The sequence below is a fragment of the Streptomyces rhizosphaerihabitans genome, from assembly GCF_025399795.1.
Classification (GTDB): Bacteria; Actinomycetota; Actinomycetes; order Streptomycetales; family Streptomycetaceae; genus Streptomyces; species Streptomyces rhizosphaerihabitans.
In genome coordinates, this window is record NZ_JAODTZ010000044.1 from 62474 (window position 1) to 83844 (window position 21371).

19 protein-coding genes and 2 tRNA genes are annotated in these 21371 nt (G+C 70.7%); 8 read left to right on the forward strand and 13 right to left on the reverse strand.

Annotated elements, in window-relative coordinates:
• Positions 1-153: 153 nt before the first annotated feature.
• From N4G66_RS33240 to N4G66_RS33265, 6 genes are all read right to left on the reverse strand, one after another.
• Complete coding sequence (locus N4G66_RS33240; RefSeq protein ID WP_391858930.1) at positions 154-1452, reverse strand: HD-GYP domain-containing protein; 1299 nt, start codon at positions 1450-1452, stop codon at positions 154-156.
• Complete coding sequence (locus tag N4G66_RS33245; protein ID WP_261707990.1) at positions 1449-2810, reverse strand: HD-GYP domain-containing protein; 1362 nt, start codon at positions 2808-2810, stop codon at positions 1449-1451. Before N4G66_RS33245 ends, N4G66_RS33240 begins: the two co-directional genes overlap by 4 nt.
• A 193-nt stretch (positions 2811-3003) precedes the next feature.
• Positions 3004-3306: a mycothiol system anti-sigma-R factor gene (gene rsrA, locus N4G66_RS33250; RefSeq protein WP_261707991.1), complete on the reverse strand. Its 303-nt coding sequence runs from the start codon at positions 3304-3306 to the stop codon at positions 3004-3006.
• The gene (gene sigR, locus N4G66_RS33255; RefSeq protein WP_192582671.1) at positions 3303-3995 is read right to left on the reverse strand and encodes an RNA polymerase sigma factor SigR; all 693 of its coding nucleotides are present in this window, start codon (positions 3993-3995) and stop codon (positions 3303-3305) included. Before sigR ends, rsrA begins: the two co-directional genes overlap by 4 nt.
• Positions 3996-4271: 276 nt before the next feature.
• Positions 4272-4916, reverse strand: coding sequence for an alpha/beta hydrolase family protein (locus N4G66_RS33260; RefSeq protein ID WP_261707992.1), 645 nt, complete (start codon positions 4914-4916; stop codon positions 4272-4274).
• A gap of 1 nt (position 4917) precedes the next feature.
• Positions 4918-5733, reverse strand: coding sequence for an SOS response-associated peptidase (locus N4G66_RS33265; RefSeq protein ID WP_261707993.1), 816 nt, complete (start codon positions 5731-5733; stop codon positions 4918-4920).
• 50 nt (positions 5734-5783) lie between these two features.
• Between N4G66_RS33265 and N4G66_RS33270 the strand changes: the two genes are divergently transcribed.
• The 4 genes from N4G66_RS33270 to N4G66_RS33285 all read left to right on the forward strand — a co-directional run bounded on the left by N4G66_RS33270 (position 5784) and on the right by N4G66_RS33285 (position 9480).
• Positions 5784-6515 carry a M50 family metallopeptidase gene (locus tag N4G66_RS33270; RefSeq protein WP_261707994.1) on the forward strand — a complete coding sequence of 244 codons (732 nt, stop codon included), beginning with the start codon at positions 5784-5786 and terminating at the stop codon, positions 6513-6515.
• Between the two features lie 147 nt (positions 6516-6662).
• Complete coding sequence (aroA, locus tag N4G66_RS33275) at positions 6663-8003, forward strand: 3-phosphoshikimate 1-carboxyvinyltransferase (RefSeq protein WP_261707995.1); 1341 nt, start codon at positions 6663-6665, stop codon at positions 8001-8003.
• Between the two features lie 16 nt (positions 8004-8019).
• A complete protein-coding gene (gene rsgA / locus N4G66_RS33280; protein ID WP_261707996.1) occupies positions 8020-9033 on the forward strand; it encodes a ribosome small subunit-dependent GTPase A in 1014 nt (337 codons plus the stop codon).
• Positions 9034-9156: 123 nt separating this feature from the next.
• Complete coding sequence (locus tag N4G66_RS33285) at positions 9157-9480, forward strand: DMT family transporter (protein ID WP_261707997.1); 324 nt, start codon at positions 9157-9159, stop codon at positions 9478-9480.
• Positions 9481-9605: 125 nt separating this feature from the next.
• Here the strand turns inward: N4G66_RS33285 and N4G66_RS33290 are convergent, their stop codons facing one another.
• Positions 9606-10214: a TetR/AcrR family transcriptional regulator gene (locus tag N4G66_RS33290; RefSeq protein ID WP_261707998.1), complete on the reverse strand. Its 609-nt coding sequence runs from the start codon at positions 10212-10214 to the stop codon at positions 9606-9608.
• Positions 10215-10782: 568 nt separating this feature from the next.
• Between N4G66_RS33290 and hisN the strand changes: the two genes are divergently transcribed.
• The 3 genes from hisN to N4G66_RS33305 all read left to right on the forward strand — a co-directional run bounded on the left by hisN (position 10783) and on the right by N4G66_RS33305 (position 12767).
• Positions 10783-11583, forward strand: coding sequence for a histidinol-phosphatase (gene hisN, locus N4G66_RS33295; protein ID WP_261707999.1), 801 nt, complete (start codon positions 10783-10785; stop codon positions 11581-11583).
• Positions 11584-11789: 206 nt separating this feature from the next.
• Positions 11790-12182 carry a CBS domain-containing protein gene (locus N4G66_RS33300; protein ID WP_261708000.1) on the forward strand — a complete coding sequence of 131 codons (393 nt, stop codon included), beginning with the start codon at positions 11790-11792 and terminating at the stop codon, positions 12180-12182.
• Positions 12183-12344: 162 nt separating this feature from the next.
• Positions 12345-12767 (forward strand): Fur family transcriptional regulator, encoded by a 423-nt coding sequence (locus N4G66_RS33305; protein WP_261708001.1) that lies wholly within the window; start codon positions 12345-12347, stop codon positions 12765-12767.
• A 237-nt stretch (positions 12768-13004) separates the two neighbouring features.
• Here the strand turns inward: N4G66_RS33305 and N4G66_RS33310 are convergent.
• The 4 genes from N4G66_RS33310 to N4G66_RS33325 form a co-directional block, all read right to left on the reverse strand.
• Positions 13005-13078 (reverse strand) — tRNA-Met (locus N4G66_RS33310).
• Between the two features lie 203 nt (positions 13079-13281).
• Positions 13282-15132: a tetratricopeptide repeat protein gene (locus N4G66_RS33315; RefSeq protein ID WP_261708002.1), complete on the reverse strand. Its 1851-nt coding sequence runs from the start codon at positions 15130-15132 to the stop codon at positions 13282-13284.
• A gap of 229 nt (positions 15133-15361) precedes the next feature.
• Positions 15362-15435: transfer RNA gene (locus N4G66_RS33320), tRNA-Met, on the reverse strand.
• A 42-nt stretch (positions 15436-15477) separates the two neighbouring features.
• Positions 15478-18447 (reverse strand): UPF0182 family membrane protein, encoded by a 2970-nt coding sequence (locus tag N4G66_RS33325; protein WP_261708016.1) that lies wholly within the window; start codon positions 18445-18447, stop codon positions 15478-15480.
• A gap of 163 nt (positions 18448-18610) precedes the next feature.
• Here N4G66_RS33325 and N4G66_RS33330 point away from each other — a divergent pair, with 163 nt between their 5' ends.
• Entirely contained in the window at positions 18611-19153 is a 543-nt protein-coding gene (locus tag N4G66_RS33330) for a PPA1309 family protein (protein ID WP_261708003.1), read from the forward strand.
• A 72-nt stretch (positions 19154-19225) separates the two neighbouring features.
• On the opposite strand, the gene N4G66_RS33335 is transcribed toward N4G66_RS33330, so the two are convergent.
• Positions 19226-20323, reverse strand: coding sequence for a YlbL family protein (locus N4G66_RS33335; RefSeq protein WP_261708004.1), 1098 nt, complete (start codon positions 20321-20323; stop codon positions 19226-19228).
• A gap of 542 nt (positions 20324-20865) precedes the next feature.
• Positions 20866-21327, reverse strand: a complete 462-nt coding sequence (locus N4G66_RS33340) for a molybdenum cofactor biosynthesis protein MoaE (RefSeq protein ID WP_261708005.1) — start codon at positions 21325-21327, stop codon at positions 20866-20868.
• Positions 21328-21371: the final 44 nt, after the last annotated feature.

A 21371-nucleotide genomic window follows, 5' to 3' on the forward strand; every position in this document is an offset into this window, starting at 1 on the left:
ATTCCCGCCTGCCAGTTCCTTGCGTTTCCCGCCTGCCGGTCCTTTGAAGAGTCCCTTGAAGGCAGTGCAGCCCCGGGCTGGCCCGTGCCCCCCTGACACCCTCTTCCTCGCATCCAACCACGTACCTTCGGACGGCCGCTCATTACCCATGGGTTACCCAGCCCACGGCAAGGTCAGACCGGGTCGGGACAGGACCCGGGCCAGCGACTCCACGACCTGAGGCTGATAGTCGCGGGCAGTGCCCAGCCGCAGCTTCTCCAGGGCGGTCAGCGGCCCCGTGGGCCCTGCTTCCCGGGCCATCTCCTCGTATGCGTTCACGGTCCGGACGATGCGCGCGGTCACCGGCTGGTCCCGGTAGGGGTCCGCCTGCCGCTCCACCACGACGGCGACCTCGGCGTCCACCCCGGTCTGCCGGACGACGGCGCCGCCGAGCAGTGCGATCCGCCGCTGCTCGTCCGCCGGGAGCGCGGCGGTGGCGCCGGCCGGTACGGGGTCGACCAGGCTGAGCTGACCGATGTCGTGCATCAGCGCCGCGTACTCCAGGACCGTGAGGTCGGGCTCGGAAAGGCCCAGCTCACGGCCGACGGCCCGGCTGAGGGCGGCCACCCGCCGGGCGTGCCCGGCCGGTGTGTACCCGGCGATCTCGGTCGCACGCGCGAGTGAGGCGATCGTCTGCCGGTAGGTGACCCGCACGGCCGCGTACCGCCCGAAGGACAGCTGGGTGAGGAGCAGCGGCAGCGAGAAGACGGGCAGCGCCCACAGTCCGACCACCGCGACCGCGAGCGACATGACGGCCCCGGTCGCGCACACGGCCGAACCGATTCCGAGAGTGGCCCGCAGTTCGTCGCGCAGCAGCGGCCCGAACGGCCATCGGGTCCGCGCGTGGGCCGTCGCCGCCGCGAGCACGGCGTCGCACAGGGTGGTGAGGACCAGCAGCGCGACGAGCAGGAGGGCCTGGGCGGGGCCGCCCCACTCCAGCAACCTGCCCTGGTCGTACAGGGGTTGGAAGCAGACGGCGGCGAAGGCGACGGTGAGGACGCGGCGGGCGAGGTGGTCGAGCGTCGGCCCGTGTCCCTGTGCCACGTGCGGGACGCAGCCGATCAGCGCGGCCGCCACGACGACGGCGACGACCTGGAGGACGCCGTGGTCGGTGCGGTGCCCGGCGTTCTCGCCGAGCAGTGCGTACGCGAGGGCTCCGGCGGCCCCGAGGGGCGCGGACTCCCGCTCCTCGGCCCCGCTCCACCGGGCGAGCTCGCCGACCGCGATGAGAACGCCGAAGGCCAGCGCGGTGCCACGTTCGTCGATTCCGTTCCAGAGGGTGGCGCCGAGGGCGAGGGCCGCGAGGAGCAGGGCGACCACGCGCACCGCGGTGAGCGTGGTCGGGGCTCTCCCGGCCGACGGGAGACGGGCGGAACGGGCGAGGACTCCGCGCCGCGGGGCGGCGGTGCTCACGGCGCGCTCCGCCCGACGGTGTCGGACGGACGCGCAGGCGGCGTGCCGGATACGTCGGCCGGAGCCAGGTCCGCGGTCACCGCGGGATGCCAGCCGTGCCGGTCGAGTGCCCGCACCAGCGCCCCCACCATCCGGGGGTCGAACTGCTTCCCGGCGCACCGCGCCAGCTCCTCCAGTGCCGCCGGCACCGGGCGGGCCCTGCGGTAGGACCGGGTCGACGTCATGGCGTCGAACGCGTCGGCGACGGCCACCACCCGGGCGAACTCCGGGATCTGCGAGCCGGTCAGACCGTACGGGTATCCGCTCCCGTCCAGTCGCTCGTGGTGGTGCAGGATCGCCGAGCGGGCCTCTCCGAGGAACCCGATTCCGCGGACCATCTCGTGCCCGTACTCGGGATGCAGTTCGATGATCCGCCGCTCCTCGGGGGTCAGCGGTCCGTCCTTGCGCAGCAGCCGCGTGGGGACACCGAGCTTGCCGACGTCGTGCAGGATTCCGGCGAACCGGAGCACCTCGACGCGCTCGTCGCGCATGCCCAGCTCACGGGCGATCAGCACGGACGCCCGGCCGACCCGCTCGCTGTGCCCGCGGGTGTAGCCGTCCTTGATGTCGACGGCCTGGACGAGGGCGCGGATGGTGGCCTGGTGGGCGGCCCGTTCGCGGTGGTACTGGGCGAAGACCCAGCAGGACACGTACATCGGCAGCAGGACGAGCAGCGCGGCGACGGGCCCGTACGGGCTGCGCCACAGCACCGCCATCATCAGTCCGGCGAGGCCGTGCACGGCGACGGGCGCCAGTGACCGCGCGAAGAGGCCGCGCCAGGCACCGCGCACCGGCGCGCGCTCGGCCAGCACCAGGATCCCGCCGTCGAGGACGGTGAGCACGGCGCAGAAGGTGAGCACCGCAGCCCCGGCGGGCACCAGCGCATAGGGGAAGTCGGGCGTGACCAGCGCATCCCGGCCGCCGAGCGCTCCGTAGATCCGGGAGGCCGCCCAGACGGCGACGGCGAGCTGGGCCGCGCGCCAGATCCGGCGCGGGCCGCGCGGGCGCTGTTCGACCCGGGCGAGCAGCGCACCGGGGAGCGCGACGAGAGCGGCGGCGGCCGGCGGCAGCAGAAAAGCCCCGGCCAGCAGTACGGGGAGGAAGGTGCCCATCCCCTGCTGGGTGGTCTCGCCGCCGGGCGCACCGGCACCGCGCGGCCGGGGCGGCAGCGTGACGCGCTCGCAGCCCGCGTACAGCACGGCGAGCAGCGCGACGATTCCCCAGGAGACGCGGAGGTGCGGCAGGGGGGCGAGGCAGGCGACAGCCAGGAGAACGACACAGGCCATGTACGCACGGGCCCACGCCGGAACCGAACCCATCTCCTCGTACCTCCCCCGTACCTCCCCTGATCTCAGGCTCGGAGCCTAGGGCGGGAGGAAGGGGGCGGGGACGGGTATGAGCGAATCCGCGGGCTCCGGGCCCGCGGATTAGCACGTTCGGGTGATAAACGGAGAGTCTTCGCCTGAGACGGAGACCGGCCCTCGCGCCGGAGGGCCGGGGGTCGGCCGGGGGTCAGGACTCCTGTGCCGTCGCGGTCACGTCGTGCTCGGGCACGGCCTGACCGGAGCGGATCAGATCGATGCGGCCCATGACCTTGGCCCGCAGATCGGTGGGCACGTCGTCATGGCCGCAGCAGCGCTTGACCAGCTTCTTGACGGCCTGTTCGAGGCCGTACTTCTCCAGGCACGGGGAGCACTCTTCGAAGTGGACCTCGAACTTGGTGCAGTCCGCGTCCGGCATCTCACGGTCGAGGAACTCGTACAGATGATCGAGTACCTCACTGCAATCCGTCTCGTGCGGCTCTCCGCAGCTCATGAGCCCGAGCCTTTCGCTTCGTTCGACTCTCCAGCGCCGGCGGGAACCAGCCCGCGGTCACGGGCGTAGTCCTCCAGCATGCCGCGCAGTTGGCGACGACCCCGGTGCAGCCGGGACATCACCGTACCGATGGGTGTCCCCATGATGTCCGCGATCTCCTTGTACGCAAAGCCCTCTACGTCCGCGAGATAGACGGCGATGCGGAATTCCTCGGGGATCGCCTGCAGCGCTTCCTTGACGTCCGAATCAGGCAGGTGGTCGAGCGCCTGCGACTCGGCGGAGCGCAGCCCTGTCGACATGTGCGACTCGGCACGCGCCAGCTGCCAGTCCTCGATCTCCTCGGCCGCACTGCGCTGGGGTTCGCGCTGCTTCTTGCGGTACGAGTTGATGAAGGTGTTGGTGAGAATGCGGTACAGCCACGCCTTGAGGTTGGTGCCCTCGCGGAACTGATGGAAGGACGCGTACGCCTTGGCGTACGTCTCCTGCACCAGGTCCTCGGCGTCGGCCGGGTTGCGCGTCATGCGCAGGGCGGCCGAGTACATCTGGTCGAGGAATTCGAGCGCGTCCCGCTCGAAGCGCGCGGTGCGCTCGGCGGACGTTTCCGCCGTCGCATCGCTCGTGCCCCGGCCCTCGGGCTGCTCCGCCTGGCCGTTTTCGGTCCCTGCGTCGGTCCCAGTGACCGGACCCACCTCCTCCAGCGACGTAGCGAGACCGAGACCGGTCCCACTGGAATCGGAGGATAGACGACCTTCGGTCGGGGAGGGTTGTACATCTTGTCCGCCCGCCGCCCGAATCGGGGCGTTCTTGCCCGCGTGCAGCACCGTCCAGTCCAGGTCAGCGCGGCTGCTGCGGCTCGGGCAGAAGGTCGAACCCATGCGGCGGACTTCCTCTCGTACGAACGGTGCAGCACGCTGCGTGCTGTCTGCTCGGCACAACAGAAGTCCGTCACTCTGCATTCCCGGCTGTCACCCGAGTGACGCGGCCCACCGTAGGACGCCGTCCGTGACGGCCTTCAGCGCCTCCTCCTGACCGAGCGGGGCCCGCTTCGGCACGGCGAAGCCGTGATCTCCGTAGGGCACTTCGACCAGCTCGTACGAGCCCGCCGGGAACTCCTCCGGTTTGCCGAACGGGTCGTTGCCGCCCTGGACGACGAGGGCGGGCACCCCGGCGCCGAGCAGCTCGGCGGCGCGGGACTTCTCGGGCTTGCCCGGAGGGTGCAGCGGAAAGCTCAGCGCGAGGACGGCGGCGGCCCCCAGCTCGGTCGCGGTCCGGCACGCGACCCGGGCGCCGGCGCTGCGGCCGCCGGAGACGACGGGCAGTCCGGGCTTCGCCAGCACCGGCCACACCCCCCGCCAGCCCACGTCCAGCGTCTTCGGCGCCGGGGCGACCTTCTTACCGGCGACCCGCCAGGGCTGTTCGACGAGCGCGACGCTCACCCCGTGAGCGGGCAGCACCTCGGCGAGCGCCCGGAGGTCCCGGGCCTCGATACCGCCGCCCGCGCCATGGCTCACGGCGAGGACGAGCCGCGCCTTCGCCGCCCGGTGCCAGGTGACACGGGCCGTACCGGCGTCGGTCTCGATGGTCTCGCTCGCACTGCTGATCTCGGTCACGTCAGAAAAGTGTGCCCTCCTCGGGCCCCTCCAGCTGCTTCAGCAGCTCCGGTCCGTTGTTGCGGACGTTGCTGACCGCGGTGGAGACGGGGTACGCGCGCATCAGTCCGGTGGGCGGCGGCGCGAGCAGGTCGCGGAGTTCGTCCGGGTCCGTGCGGGACGGGTCGAGCCAGCTGTCCCAGCGGTCGGGGGTGAGCATCAGGGGCATTCGGGGGTGGATGTCGGCCAGCGCGTGCGGGCCCTCGGCGGGGGTCACCGCGAGCGGTGCCGTCTCCGCCTCGGTCGTGATGACCGAGCAGGTCGCCCACCAGGCCAGCGGATGCTCGTCCGGCAGCGTCCGGTCCCGCCAGAACTCGTACAGTCCCGCCATCGCGAAGACCGAGCCGTCCGCGGGCGTCACGAAGTACGGCTGCTTGCGCGGCCGCTTCTTCTTGCCCTCGACCTCCAGATCGCGTTCGGCCGTTCCGGTGACCCACTCGTAGTAGCCGTCGGCGGGGACGATGCAGCGCCGGGCGGCGAAGGCGCGGCGGTACGAGGGCTTCTCGTGCACCGTCTCCGCGCGTGCGTTGATCATCCGGGCGGCGCCCTCGGGCGTCTTCGCCCAGGAAGGGACGAGTCCCCACTTGAGTCTGCGCAGCTGACGAACCGGCCTCGGGCTGTCCGCGTCCTTCACAGGGCGGTCGAGCACGACGTAGACCTCCTTGGTCGGGGCCACGTTGTAGTCGGGCGCCAGGGCCTCCTCGGGATCCCTCCTCTCGATCTCAAAGATTCCTGCGAGATCCTCGGGTCCACGACTGGCTGCATACCGTCCGCACATACGTGCAACACTGCCAGATTCCGCGTCGCAAAAGGGAGTCACCGCCGACAATGGACAGCACCGCATCCTCCTCGCTGGCCTCGCTCACCTCCCTCTGGGACCAGGTCTTCGGCACTCAGCCGGATCCCGACCTGTGGGTGGTGATCGCCACCATGGTCGCGGCCCTCGCGGTGATCGTCCCGCACGGGATCTGGCGCCTCTCCCGCAACGCCATCACCATCGCCCACGAGGGCGGCCACGGCCTGATCGCGCTGCTCACCGGGCGCAGCCTCAGCGGCATCCGGCTGCACTCCGACACCAGCGGTCTCACGGTCAGCCGCGGCAAGCCGACCGGCCTCGGCATGATCCTCACGGCGGCGGCGGGCTACACCGCTCCCCCGCTGCTCGGCCTCGGCGGCGCCGCGCTGCTCGGCGCGGGCCACATCACCCTGCTGCTGTGGGCGGCCACGGCCCTGCTGATAGCCATGCTGGTGATGATCCGCAACGCGTACGGCGCGCTCACCGTGATCCTCACCGGCGGCACCTTCCTGCTGGTGTCCTGGCTCGCCGGACCCCAGGTCCAGGCCGCGTTCGCGTACGCCGTGGTGTGGTTCCTGCTCCTCGGCGGTGTCCGCCCGGCGTTCGAACTCCAGGCAAAGCGGATACGGGGCGGCGCGGGCGACTCGGACGCGGACCAGCTGTCGCGGCTGACGCACGTACCGGCCGGACTGTGGCTGTTCCTCTTCCATGCCGTGTCGCTGTGCTCGCTGATGGGCGGCGGGCGCTGGCTGCTCGGACTGTGAACCGCGGGCTGCTGCCCGAAGGGCCCTGAACTGCGTCGCGATCCTTCGCCGGGTCTCCGGAGGATGCCGTGCCCGGCTCCCCGTGCGGACGCCACCGGCGGTGACGGACCCGCGGCCGCCCGGCGCCCTGCCACTAAAGTGGGGCGCATGACCGTGAACCCCGCCCACACCGCCCTCTGGCCAGCCCCGCACGCAAGCGGAGCCGTCGACGCGACGGTTCACGTGCCGGGTTCCAAGTCGGTCACCAACCGCGCTCTCGTCCTGGCCGCGCTGGCCTCCGAGCCGGGCTGGCTGCGCCGCCCGCTGCGTTCCCGCGACACCCTGCTGATGGCCGGCGCGCTCCGCGCGATGGGCGTGGGCATCGAGGAGACGGTCGCCTCCAGCTCGACGGTCGCGGCGGGCCCGGACGCCTCCGGCGAGGCCTGGCGGGTCATCCCCTCGGGCCTGCGCGGCCCGGCCACGGTCGACGTCGGCAACGCGGGCACCGTGATGCGCTTCCTTCCCCCGGTCGCCGCGCTCGCGGACGGCCCCATCCGTTTCGACGGCGACCCGCGGTCGTACGAGCGTCCGCTGCACGGGGTGATCGACGCGCTGCGGCTGCTCGGCGCCCGGATCGACGACGACGCCCGCGGCGCGCTGCCGCTGACCGTGCACGGCGGCGGCGCCCTGGACGGCGGCCCGGTGGAGATCGACGCGTCGTCGTCCTCCCAGTTCGTGTCCGCCCTGCTGCTCTCCGGCCCGCGCTTCAACCAGGGCGTCGAGGTCCGGCACACCGGCTCGACGCTGCCGTCCATGCCGCACATCCGGATGACCGTGGACATGCTGCGCGCGGTCGGCGCCCAGGTGGACACCCCGGAGTCGGGCGGCGAACCCAACGTCTGGCGGGTGACGCCGGGCGCGCTGCTCGGCCGCGACCTGATCATCGAGCCGGACCTGTCGAACGCCCAGCCGTTCCTGGCGGCGGCTCTGGTGACCGGCGGCACGGTCGTCGTCCCCGACTGGCCGGCGCACACCACCCAGCCCGGTGACCGGCTGCGGGAGATCTTCACCGAGATGGGTGGCTCCTGCGAACTGACCGAGGGCGGCCTTGAGTTCACCGGTTCGGGTGCCATTCACGGTATCGATGTGGACCTGGGCGAGGTCGGTGAGCTGACCCCCGGCATCGCGGCGGTCGCGGCGCTCGCCGACTCTCCCTCCACGCTCCGGGGTGTGGCCCATCTGCGGCTGCACGAGACGGACCGGCTGGCCGCGCTCACCAAGGAGATCAACGAACTCGGCGGCGATGTCACCGAGACCGCCGACGGCCTGCACATCCGGCCGCGCCGACTGCACGGCGGCGTCTTCCACACGTACGACGACCATCGCATGGCGACGGCCGGCGCGATCCTCGGGCTGGCGGTGGAGGGCGTCCAGATCGAGAACGTGGCGACGACGGCGAAGACACTGCCCGACTTCCCCGACCTGTGGACCGGAATGCTCGGGAACTGACGGGCGGACCTGGATCATGCGCCGTTACGGCAAGAACACCGACGAGGACGACATCCGCCAGCGCCCGAACCGCAAGGGCAACCGTCCGCGTACGAACATCCGCCCCAAGCACGAGGAAGCCGTCTCGGGCATGGTCCTCACGGTCGACCGCGGCCGGCTGACCTGCCTCGTCGAGGACCGCGTCGTGATGGCGATGAAGGCCCGCGAACTGGGCCGCAAAGCCGCCGTCGTCGGCGACCGGGTCGCCATCGTCGGCGATCTGTCCGGCGAGAAGGACACCCTCGCCCGCATCGTCCGCATCGAGCCGCGCGGTTCCGTGCTGCGCCGCACGGCCGACGACGACGATCCGTACGAGCGCGTGGTCGTCGCCAACGCCGACCAGCTCGCCATCGTCACCGCCCTCGCCGACCCCGAGCCGCGCCCCCGCCTGATCGACCGCTGTCTGGTGGCGGCCTTCGACGGCGGTCTGACCCCGCTCCTCGTGCTCACCAAGTCGGACCTGGCCCCGCCGGACAAGTTCCTGGAGCTGTACGGCGCGTTGGACATCCCGTACGTGGTGACCAGCCGCGAGGAGCTGCGCAGCGAGGCCGTCGCCGACCGGGTGCGCGAACAACTGGACGGCAGGATCACGGCGTTCGTCGGTCACTCGGGCGTCGGAAAGACGACCCTGGTGAACGCGCTGGTGCCGCCCGAGCAGCGCCGGACCACCGGCCACGTCAACGCGGTCACGGGCCGCGGCCGGCACACGACCACCTCGGCGCTGGCCCTGCCGCTGGCCGGCAGCGCCGGAGGCTGGCTCGTCGACACCCCGGGCGTCCGTTCCTTCGGCCTGAACCACGTCGATCCGTCCCGGGTCATCAACGCCTTCCCCGATCTCCAACCCGGCACCGAGGGCTGCCCCCGCGCGTGCAGCCACGACGAACCGGACTGCGCGCTCGACCAGTGGGTGGCCGACGGCCACGCGGACCCGCAGCGGCTGTACTCGCTGCGCCGGCTGCTGGCCACACGCGAGCGCCGCGAGGGCGACTGACGTCCCGTGTTTGCGTGCGCCCGCCGTCGGTAAGGGCTTCTCCGGGTCGGTGAATGCATAATCGCACCGACCCGGATCCGGGCCGGCCGAAGCAGTCGACGTGCGGATGTGGGAGGACAAGACATGGCGTGGCTGCTGGTCGTTGTGGCGGGACTGCTCGAAACCGGCTTCGCCGTCTGCCTGAAGCTCTCGCACGGCTTCACCAGACTCTGGCCCACCGTGGCCTTCTGCGTCTTCGCCCTCGGCAGCTTCGGCCTGCTGACCCTCTCCCTGAAGAAGCTCGACGTCGGTCCGGCCTACGCGGTGTGGACCGGCATCGGCGCGGCGGGCACCACCATCTACGGCATGATCTTCCTCGACGACCTGGTCTCCATCCTCAAGATCGTCTCGATCTCCCTGGTCATCATCGGCGTCATCGGGCTCCAGCTGTCGGGGTCGGCGCACTGAGGACGCGCCCGGGGGCCACTCGGCGCGCGCACTCGGCACGGGCCCTGGCCCCACGGACTACGCGCCCTCGGCCCACTGACTGCGCGCCCCCTGCCTGCCGGAGCGCGCACCGGGCCCTCCCCCCTTCAGACCCCGAGCCGGTGTGACGGTGCCAGCGCGGTCCTGACCAGCTCCGTGACTCCACCCCGGGCGGGCGGCGCCACGACCCACGACAGCGCGAGCCTGACCACCAGTTCGCACGCCCGGGTGACCTCGGGGGTGTCCGCCCTGGACAGGGCGAGCGCGGCGACCGCGCGGTCGCGGACCAGCGCCACGAAGTCGGCGGGCGAGGGCAGCGGTCCGTCCGCGCGCCGCTGCGCGGGCACCGCGGACGACGAGGGCACGGCGGACAGCGCGGGCGAGGGCAGCCTCTCGCTCCAGCATCCGGTCAGCATCGCCCGCACCAGCGCGTTGTTGCGCGCCGCCGAGGCGGTCCACTCGGCGGCCGCGGCCAACCGCTCCCGCGCGTCCGTGTGAGTGGCCAGGGCCCGCTCTATCCCGGCGAGATAGGCATCGGCCTCCCGCCGTACGAGGGCACGCGCGAGTCCTTCCTTGCTCCCGAACTCGTTGTAGAGCGTCTGGCGTGACACCCCGGCAACGGCGGCCACATCGACCATCCGCACAGCGGACCACGCCCGGCGCGCGAGTGCCGTATAGGCGGCGTCCAAGAGGGATTCTCGCGCTGCGGGCATCATCGCCTCCCTGGGGCGAGCGGCGGCTCTGCAGCCAGATTTGACGCGTGCGGAAGCACTGTCAAGGGGTCGCGGCGACCCCGAGGGCGCACGTCCGAAGCCGCACGCGTCCGAGGCCGGACACGAGCCCCCACAAGCGCCCCCGTCGGAGGCGCCCCGCACCGCACCGGCCGCCTCCGGCGAACAGGGCCGGTGCGGTGGGCCGGTGCGGCACCGGCTCGGCGCCGAGGACGACCGAGAGCGGCACGGGCCGGGCACCACCAGCCGCCGGGGCCCTCGGGAGCGACACCCGCCGGGCACCTCAAGACCGCTGGAAACGCTGGGACTCGACACCCACCGGGAACTTCCCCGCCCGCAGGGACGGATCGGGCGCGGCCCCTCCGAACGCCACTCGTCCGCCGGGACGTTCCGGAACGGTACCGACCGGGTGCCGCACGTCGACCAGGGCGATCGGGCGCGACACCCGCCGAACGCCGCCTGCCCGCCGGGGCCGGTGCGGTGCCGGCCGGGCGGCGCGATGATCCCCCGTCCTGTGTAGCCCCGTCCCGACACGGGCAGATACGGTTCACCCATGCCCGACTATCGCGATGACCTGCGCCTCGCCCATGTCCTGGCGGACGCCGCCGACGCCGCGACGATGGACCGGTTCAAGGCGCTCGACCTGAAGGTCGAGACCAAGCCGGACATGACACCGGTGAGCGAGGCGGACAAGGCCGCCGAAGAACTCATCCGCGGTCACCTCCAGCGGGCCAGGCCGCGCGACGCGATCCTCGGCGAGGAGTACGGCATCGAGGGCACGGGCCCGCGCCGCTGGGTCATCGACCCGATCGACGGCACCAAGAACTACGTCCGCGGTGTCCCCGTCTGGGCCACCCTGATCTCCCTGATGGAGATGGGCGAGGGCGGCTACCAGCCGGTCGTCGGCGTCGTCTCCGCCCCCGCGCTGGGCCGCCGCTGGTGGGCGGCGAAGGGCCACGGGGCCTTCAGCGGCCGCAGCCTGTCCTCCGCGACCCGCCTGCGGGTCTCCAGCGTCTCCCGGATGGCCGACGCGTCCTTCGCGTACTCGTCGCTGACCGGCTGGGAGGACCAGGGCCGCCTCGACGGTTTCCTCGACCTCACGAAAGCGGTCTGGCGCACCCGCGGTTACGGCGACTTCTGGCCGTACATGATGGTCGCCGAGGGCTCGGTGGACATCTGCGCCGAACCCGAGCTGTCGCTCTGGGACATGGCGGCGAACGCGATCGTCGTGACCGAGGCGGGCGGCTCCTTCACCGGCCTCGACGGGCGCCCCGGCCCGCACAGCGGCAACGCGGCCGCGTCGAACGGCCTCCTCCACGACGAGATGCTGGGCTACCTCAACCAGCGTTACTGAGCGCGCTTCCCGAGCAGCCCCGGTCGGCCCGGGGCTGCTGAGCAACCCCGGGCGCCCCCTAACTCACGGCACACGCCCCCTTGTTGACCCTCCCTTTAACTGCGACCCTGAGAGCTCCCCCACTTGTGAACTTGTGAACCGCTTCTCTTTGCGCTCCGCCAAGGAGCCGAGGAGCCCGCGGCTCACCAAGGAGGTGGCTCCAGCCCATGCTCGTCAGCGACGCCATGAGCACGGTGGTCCTCACCATCGGCCCGGCACACACCCTCCGGCAGGCGGCCCGTCTGATGTCCGCGCGCCACGTCGGCGCGGCGGTGGTCCTCGACGAGGACTCCTCCGGCCTCGGCATCCTCACCGAGCGCGACATCCTCAACTCCCTCGCCCTCGGCCAGAACCCGGACTCGGAGACCGCAGGAACCCACACCACCACCGACGTCGTCTTCGCGGCGCCCACCTGGACCTTGGAGGAGGCCGCGTCCGCGATGTCGCACGGCGGCTTCCGGCATCTGATCGTGCTCGACGGCAACGGCCCGGTCGGCATCGTCTCGGTCCGCGACATCATCCGGTGCTGGGCGCCCGCCCGGCAGCACGTACCGGCCTGAGCACACGAGCGGGCCGGTATCCCCGGGGTCGCCCCGGGGGTACCGGTCCAGCCGCGTGGCCAATACCGAACCCGAGCCCGCTATAGATATTGTCTAAGTCAAGTTGACTTCTAAAGTCACACCTGTTCGGGATCTGGTCCACCTACTGTTACGCTGACCTGTATGAGTGACCTGCTGGAACGACTGCGCGGACGTGGATGGCGGATGACCGCGCAGCGACGTGTCGTAGCCGAGGTCCTCGACGGCGACCACGTCCATCTGACGGCCGACGAGGTGCACGCCCGGGCCGTGGCCAAGCTTCCCGAGATCTCCCGGGCGACCGTCTACAACACGCTGGGTGAGCTGGTCTCGCTCGGCGAGGTGCTGGAAGTCGCCACGGACAAGCGCGCCAAGCGGTACGACCCGAACGCGCACCGTCCGCACCACCACCTGGTCTGCGCCCGGTGCGGCGCGATCCGCGACGTCCACCCGCTCGGCAACCCGCTCACCGACCTCCCCGACTCGGAGCGCTTCGGCTTCACGGTCTCGGACGTCGAGGTGACGTACCGGGGCGTCTGCCCGAACTGCGCGGCCGTACAGGCGTAGCAGCACGCACACGAAAGCCCCGGCACGCGACGCGCGCCGGGGCTTTCCCACTCCACACTCCAGCCGGTCCGCAGCCAACCACTCACCACTTGCCGCCTACGGCTGACCGCCGCTCACCACTGCCCGCTATTCGCTATTCGCCGTTCGCCGTTCGCCGTTCGCAGCAGCGTTTTCGCGCCGGGTTCCGGAAACGACCGAGGGCCGGAACCCTTTCGGATTCCGGCCCTCGGCCTTCAGTAGCGGGGACAGGATTTGAACCTGCGACCTCTGGGTTATGAGCCCAGCGAGCTACCGAGCTGCTCCACCCCGCGTCGATGAACTGAACAGTACGTCAACTCCGTGGCCAGCGCAAATCCCTTGTTCGAGCGCTCCGACGGCAGCCCTCCGACCCCCGTACCAGTGCCGTTCCCCGGGTCAGGACGGAACCCCTGCCCGCCCGGACCGAGGCAGACCCCGGCGCACCCAGCCCGAGGCAGGGAGGGTCCAAGCCGGGTCCCACCACCCGGGCCGCCGCTCACGCGGACAGCTCCTCCCGCAAAGCGTCCCGCAGCCGCGCCGCCCGTTCGGAGACCTCCGCCGGTCCCAGCGACACGGCCCGGTCGGCCCACCGCTGCCCCTCCGCCAGCTCCCCGCGCCGCGCGTACACGAGCGCCAGCCGAAGTGCCGCCCGCCCGTGCCCCGCGTCCGCCGCGCGGGTCCACCACAGCGCCGCCTCCGGCTCGCTCCCCTCGCGTGCCAGCAGCAGCCCGAGATTGAACGCGCCGTTGCGCGACCCGGCCTCGGCGGCCTCGCGGTACCAGCGGGCCGCCTCCACCACGTCGCCCCGTGCCGCGGCCAGCATCCCGACCCGCACCTGCGCACGCCGGTGCCCCTGGGACGCCGCCCGCTCGTACCACTCCTCGCACTCGCTCTTCTCCTGCGCGGGCTCCCCGAGTTCGTGCGCGGGCGCGGGTGGCCGCCGGGCGTCGAGCACGGCGGCGAGCCGGTAGGCGGCCTCGGCACTGCCCCCTCCCGCGGCGCACCGCAGATGCCGCTCGGCAGTCGGCTCGTCACCCTCCCGCAGCCGCGCGATGCCGACCTGAAGCGCCGCCTCCGTGTGTCCGGCGGCGGCCGCCCGCTCGTACCACCGCAGCGCGGCGGCGTCATCACTGTCGGTGGCGCGTCCGGCGTGCAGGATGCCGAGGTTGAACGCGGCGTCCACGCTCCCGGCCTCCGCGGCCTTGGAGAACCACGGCTCGGCTCCGGCCGCGTCGCCGACCTGGAGCAGCAGGATCGCCAGGGCGTTGGCTGCCTCGCGGTGACCGGCGTACGCGGCCCTGCGGTACCACTGCTCGGCCTGCGCGGTCCGCCCCTGCTCGGCACAGAGCAGTCCGAGGTTGTACGCGCCGTTCACATCGCCCGCGTCCATCGCGGCTCGGTACCACCGCTCGGCGGTCTGCGTCTCGCCACGCTCGGCGTGCAGCGCGCCCAGCGCGTTGGCGGCGTTCCCGTCCCCGTCCTGGGCGGCCCGCAGCCACCAGACGGCGGCGCTCTCGGGGTCCCCCGCGTCGCGCAGCAGGAACCCCAGGGCGCACGCGGCACGCGCCTCCCCGTCCTTGGCGGACGTCAGATACCAGCGGCCGGCCTCCTTGAGATCGCCCCGCTTCTCCAGGATCGCCCCGAGGTGCAGCGCGGCCCTGCGGTGCCCGCGCGCGGCGGCCTGCCGGTACCACTGCTCGGCAGCCTGCCCGGCGGCACCGATGACACCGTTGTCGCCCACGGCCTCGCCCGAGTCCAGGGCCTTGCGGTCAAGCGTGCGCGCCAGTCGGTACGCGGCCTCACGGTGCCCTCGCTCCGCGGCGGCCCGCATCCACTGTTCGGCACCCACGTCGCTGCGATGCTCCAGCAGGTCCGCGAGGGCGTACGCGCCCAGGGCGTGGCCCTGCTCGGCGGACTGGCGCAGCCAGTACTCGGCGGCAGGCTCGTCACCGCGCTCGCGGTGGTGCCGGCCGAGCGCGTGCGCGGCGGCCGCGCTGCCCGCGACGGCGGCGATCCTCCACCAGCCGGCGGCTTCGTCGGCGTATCCGCGCTGGTACAGCAGGACACCCAGGTTGTTGGCGGCCGCGCGGTCACCGGCGGCGGTGGCGGCGCGCAACTGGGGCTCGGCCGCGTCGAGATCACCGCGGCGCAGCAGCATGGCTCCGAGGACGCTCATCGCCTCGACGTCGCCGGCTTCGGCGGCCGACCACTGGCGCGCCTCCTCGGCAGCCTCGCCGGTTTCGTCCCGGTCGGAAGGCTGCGTGAGATCCGCAGGCTGCTCAAAGTCGGCATGCTGCGCAAACCGCCCTGTATCCAACAGAGTTGCCTTGTCCCCCATAACGTCCATCGTCGCACCACCTGCAAACTGGGTACACCTGGTATACCGCAGCCAGTTAGGTCACTTCAGCGTTTTGTCGACATGCCCACACGGAGACAAGTCAAACACAGACAGCCCAACTGCCCTCGCATGTCGCGGCACTTCACACGAGTCGCCAGGTCACCGGGCAGGCCTCGGCGTGGCGCCACACACGTCGAAGGCCCGGATCCATGAACTGGATCCGGGCCTTCGACTTCAGTAGCGGGGACAGGATTTGAACCTGCGACCTCTGGGTTATGAGCCCAGCGAGCTACCGAGCTGCTCCACCCCGCGCCGTTGTGTTGCAACCGTACCACGGCGCGGGGTGGCTCCTGATCAGCCGCTTCCGGTGCTCTTTTCGCTGCTCGGACTGCTGCTGGGACTGCTGCTCGGACCGCCGCTCTTGTCGGTGCCCTTGCCGTCCGTCTTGCCGGCGCCGGAGGTGCCGCCTGCCTTGTCCGCCTTGGCCTGTGCGTCCTCGGCCCGCTTCAGGGCGTCCTCGAGGTTCTTCTGCGCCTCGCCGTACGCCTTCCAGTCGCCCTTCTTGAGGGCTTCCTGCCCCTGGTCGAAGGCCTTCTGCGCGTCGTCGAGCGCGGCCTGGACCGTCGGGTTGCCCGACGTGGGCGGCTTCGTGGTGCCCTGGTCCGGCGGCACGGTCGAACTCTCCGCCCCGAAGACCTTGTTGAGCGCCTGGCCCAGCGTGTCCTCGAACGCGGTGCTGCCTCCGTACGTCACCAACACCTTGCGCAGCAGCGGGTACTTGAGATCGCCGCCGCGGACGTAGACCGGTTCCACGTAGAGCAGTCCGCCGTCGAGCGGCACGGTCAGCAGGTTGCCGTACTCGACCTCCGAGTCGCCGCCTCTGAGGAGCCTGATGGACTCGGCGATGGACGGCTCGGAGTTGAACTGGCTCTGCACCCGCTTGGGTCCGTCGACGGTTCTGCCGGTCGGCAGTTTCAGGACGCTGATCTTGCCGTAACCGGGCGTCCCCGCCTCGGCGTTGACCGAGACGAAGGCACTCAGGTTGTCACGGCCGTTCGGTGTCATCGTCGTCGTCAGCGAGAACGCCTGCGACGTGTCCCCGGGCAGCTTCATGCTCAGGTAGTACGGCGGCACCGCGCTGCCCGACTTGTTGGTCGGGTCGTCCGGGACCTGCCACACCTCGCTGCCGCTCAGGAACGTCTGGGCGTCCTTCACGTGGTAGCGGGTGAGCAGTTCGCGCTGGACCTTGAACAGGTCCTGCGGATACCGCAGATGGGCCATCAGCTCCGGCGAGATCGACTTCTTCGACTGCACCGTGTCCGGGAACGCCTTCATCCAGGTCTTCAGGACCGGGTCCTCGGTGTCCCACTGGTAGAGCTTGACCGCGCCGGTGTACGCGTCGACGGTCGCCTTCACCGAGTTGCGGATGTAGTTGACCTGGTTCTGCTGGGCCACCACCGCGCGCTGGTTGTTGGCCGCCGTCAGCGAGTCCGCCGTGGTGTCGCCGAGCGTGGTGCGCGACGCGTACGGATAGCCGTTGGTGGTGGTGTACGCGTCGACGATCCACTGGATCTTCCCGTCGACGACCGCCGGGTAGGCGTCACCGTCGATGGTCAGCCAGGGGGCCACCGCCTCGACCCGCTCCTTGGGCGTGCGGTTGTAGAGAATCCGCGAACCCTCGCCGATCGCGCCCGAGTACATGATCTGCGGCTCGCCGAACGCCACCGCGTACGCGGCCCGGTTGACCGGGCTGGCGAGGCTGATCCCGCTCTTGCCCTGGTAACTGGTGGTCTTCTCACCGCTGTCGTCGGAGTAGTCGATCTCCTTCTGGGGACCGCCGACGATCGAGTACTGGGTGGTCTTCTCGCCGTAGTAGATCTGCTGCTGGTACGAGCCCAGGTCGCCCTTGGACGGCAGGTTGTACTCGGTGAAGACCGGGCGGCCCTCGCTGTCGGCCGTGGTGCCCTTGGCCGCGACGACGCCGTATCCGTGCGTGTACCGGAAGTGGTCGTTGATCCAGTTGTTCTTCGGGATGCCCGCGAGGTTCAGCTCGCGGAGCCCGAGGACCGTGTCCTGTTCCTTGCCGTTCTTGCTGTACCGGTCGACGTCCAGGTTCGACGGGAAGCCGTAGTAGTTCCGCACCTGCTGGAGCTGCTGGAAGGTCGGCGACACGATGTTCGGGTCCATCAGCCGGATGCTCGCGATGGTGTCGGCGTCGTCACGGAGCTTGGACTTGTCCTTGGTGTCGCTCGACCCCGGGTAGTCCTGCACATCGGTGCCGGCGATCCCGTACGCCTCACGGGTCGCCTTGAGGTTCTTCTCGACGTACGGCGCTTCCTTGGCCTGCTCGTTGGGCTCGACCTGGAACTTCTGGACGATCGCCGGGTACAGGCCGCCGATGAGGATCGCGGAGAGCACCATCAGGCCGAAGCCGATGACGGGCAGCTGCCAGGTGCGCCGCCACAGGGTCGCGAAGAAGAGCAGCGCGCAGATGACGGCGATGCAGAACAGGATCGTCTTGGCGGGCAGATAGGCGTTCGCGTCGACGTACCTCAGGCCCGTCCAGTTGCCGGTCGCCTTGAAGTCACTGGACTTCACCGCGAGCCCGTACCGGTCGAGCCAGTAGGCGACCGCCTTCAGGGCGACGAAGACGCCGAGGAGCACCGAGAGGTGCCCTGTCGCCGCGGCCGTGGCACGCGCTCCCGGACTGGTGATCCGCAGACCGCCGTACAGGTAGTGCGTGAGCGCGGCGGCGATCAGCGAGAGCACGGCGGCGGCGAAGCCGAAGCCGAGCAGGAAGCGGTACCAGGGCAGGTCGAAGGCGTAGAACGAGACGTCGAGGTGGAACTGGGGGTCCTTCTGGTGGAAGGGCACTCCGTTCACCCACATCAGCCACGTGCGCCACTGGCCCGAGGCGGACGCGCCGGCGATCAGCCCCACCAGGGAGGTGATCGCGAGCAGCAGCCACCGCTTGTAGGGCGCGATGCCCATGCGGTACCGGTCGAGGTTCTGCTGCTCCATCGACATGGCGCTGAGCGGCGGCCGCAACCGGTGCGCCAGCCAGATGTTGAAGCCCACCGCGGCCGCCATCAGCAGACCGAAGACGAAGAAGAGCCCGATCTTGGTCCACAGTGTGGTGGTGAAGACCGACGAGTAGTGAACCGAGCGGTACCAGAGCCAGTCCGTCCAGAACCCCGCGAACATGACGAAGGCCATGGCCAGCACGGCCAGCACGCCCAGTGTCATGAGCAGGGTCCGGACACGCCGGGACGGCCGGCCCACTCTGATCCGTGACCCCGTCGGGCCTCCGCCGCGGTCCGGCATCTGGAAAGCCAAGGTGCGCACCTCGAAGTCGCTGTTGATCCGTCAGGCCCCCGTGTCGGTGGACCGTCCGTAAGGCTCCGTGATCGAGGAGCCTCATCTATGCAACTTACTCACGCTTTACTCGGTTCCCGATTCCGGTTACGAACGAGGCAGGATTGTGACCATGTCCAACACTCCCATGGCAGCGAGCCCACTCACCCGGGCCGTACTCGAGATCGACGAGTACGCCTCCGGCCTCGGCTGGGACCAGCCCGCCCGCCTCTTCGCCCTCGTAGACACCGCACGGCTGCGGGTTCAGGAACCCGGCCTCGCCGCTCAGCTCGGCCTGGAGAACGAGCAGGAGACCATCGGTCTCACCCCCATCGAGCAGGACGAGATCCCTGCCGGCAAGCCGCTGGACGAGTTCCTCGGCACCATCGCCTGGCCCGACGCCGTCGTCGGCTGCGCGCTCACCGTGGAGCGGCTGATGCTGCCGCCGTCCGCGGAGGCGTCGGTCCCGGAGGGTCTCAGCGGCAAGAAGCTCACGAAGTGGGTCGCCGCGCACCCGGACCGTCAGGAGGTGCGCATGACGGTCGGCGTCCTGCGCGACGGCACCCGTGACTCGGCGCTGCGGCTGCGCGAGAAGGACGCTGCGACGGAGGTGCTCACGGGGGCGGGCCTGGTGCCGGGCCTCGCGGAGGCGCTGTCGGCGACGTTCGCGGACTGATCCGCGCACGGACGTGGTCGGGGGCGTCCCGCGAACCGCGAGGCGCCCCCGACCACGGACGAGCGGTGTCCGTCAGCCCTTGGTGGTGCACTTCGGCAGGTCGGAGGTCCGGCCCGCGCTGATGTCCTTGAGGGCCTTCATCGCGTCGTCGATGGTGTTGACCTTGACGAGCGTCAGCCCGTCGGGGGTGTCCTTGGCGGCTTCAGCGCAGTTGTCCTTGGGCGTCAGGAAGTACTGGGCGCCCTTGTTGCGCGCGCCGACGGTCTTCATGTCGATGCCGCCGATCGGGCCGACCTTGCCGTCGTCGTCGATGGTGCCGGTACCGGCGACGAACTTGCCTCCGGTGAGGTTCCCCTGTGTGAGCTTGTCCACTATGCCGAGCGAGAACATCAGACCCGCGCTCGGGCCGCCGACGTCGGCGAGCTTGATGTCGATGGTGAACGGGAACGTGTGGTCGGTCCCGGCCGAGATCCCGACGATGGCACGATCACTGCCGCTGTCGTCGGACTTGACCGTGGTGATCGTCACATCCTTGGTCGCGGTCGCCGTCGTGTGCTCCTTCGTGGCGGCGGCCTGATCCTTGGCGGGCACGATCCTGAACACGACCTTGTCGCCGGGCTTGTGCTTGGTGACCAGCTTCGCGACGTCGTCGAACGCCTTCACGGGAGTACCGTCGACGGCCTTGATGACGTCACCCGCGTGCAGCCGTCCCTCGGCCGGGGAGCCCTTGAGGACGGTGGAGACGATCACCCAGGACTTCACCGGGATGCCCAGCTCCTTCAGAGCGGACACCTTGGCGCTCTCCTGGGACTGGCTGAACTCCTCGGCGTTCTCCTGCGTCGACTGCTGCTCGGTCTTGCCGTCCGGGTAGAGCGTGTCGTGCGGCACGATCTTGCTGTCGTGCGCCAGCCATCCGTACACGGCCTCGACGAGGTTCATGTTGTAGTCGGCGCTGGTGACACGGACCGTGGTCATGTTCAGGTGCCCGGTCGTCGGATACGTCTTGCGACCGGAGATCTGCAGCACCGGCTCGCCGTCGTGGTCACCCAGTGTGTTCACGGTGGGACCCGGTGACATCTCCGAGTACGGCACTTTGATGAACACTCCCGCGCACAGGAGCGCGATCAGGATCAGAGTGGAGGCGAGCATCGTCGCGGTGCGGCGTGGCATGGAACGACAGTACGGGACGGTGTTGTAAGCGCACCGTCGGGGCCGTCCGTACGTGGTGGGGCCGGAGCCCGCCCAAAGGGCGCGAACACGCACTTCCCGGCGGTGATCCAGAGTGCTCCGCGCGGTGTCGGAGCCGGCCGGGACACCGGACGCCGTCCGCCGCGTACCCGGTCGCATCGCGCGGGCGCGGGGGACGGACCGTGAATCTCACACCGCGTCGGAGTGGGACCTCTCCCGGACGTCGGTCCGCTCCATGGCCTCACGGAAGCGGGTGTATCCAGCGAGCTCGACACCGTCTCCGGCAGCCTTGCGATTCCGGCCGGCCCAACTTCCCCACAGACTGGCACCGATCGCGGCCATCAACGGAATCAGCAACCAGGCAAGCGCCGCCATGCCGACCTCCCAACCCCATGAGCGACCGCAACTGACTGATCAGCAGATTAACCATCCGCACTGTTAACGCTCACGGCAGGGCCCCGGTTACGCAACCGGACGGCGGGTGAGAGCTCGGTCGGTTGTCGGCGCCGGGGAATTCGCCGGTCTCAGCAGGCTCCGACCCATTCCTGCGAACCGTCGGAGAACCTCTGGTGCTTCCAGATCGGCACGTCGTGCTTGAGATCGTCGATGAGCCTGCGACAGGCCTCGAAGGCCTCGCTCCGGTGCGGGCACGACACGGCGACGATAACGGCCAGGTCCCCGACGTGCAGGTCACCCACCCGGTGAACGGCGGCCAGTGCCCGCACCGGATAGGCGGCGGCCACCTTCTCCGCGACCCGGCGCATCTCCGCCTCGGCACTGGGGTGGCACGAGTACCCGAGCTCGTCGACGTCGGCGCCTCCGTCGTGATTCCGCACGGTCCCCACGAACAGCGCGGTTCCCCCGGCGGCGTCGTCCCCCACGGCCTTGAAGACCTCGTCCAGGGAGAGCGGTTCGTCGCGGATCGCGAGCAGCCGGACCGGATCCTGAGCGGCCTGCTCACCGGGGTGGTCATAGGTAGATGCCATGGCTCCATCGTGCCGCACCCCGCCGACACCGTGGAATACGGCTT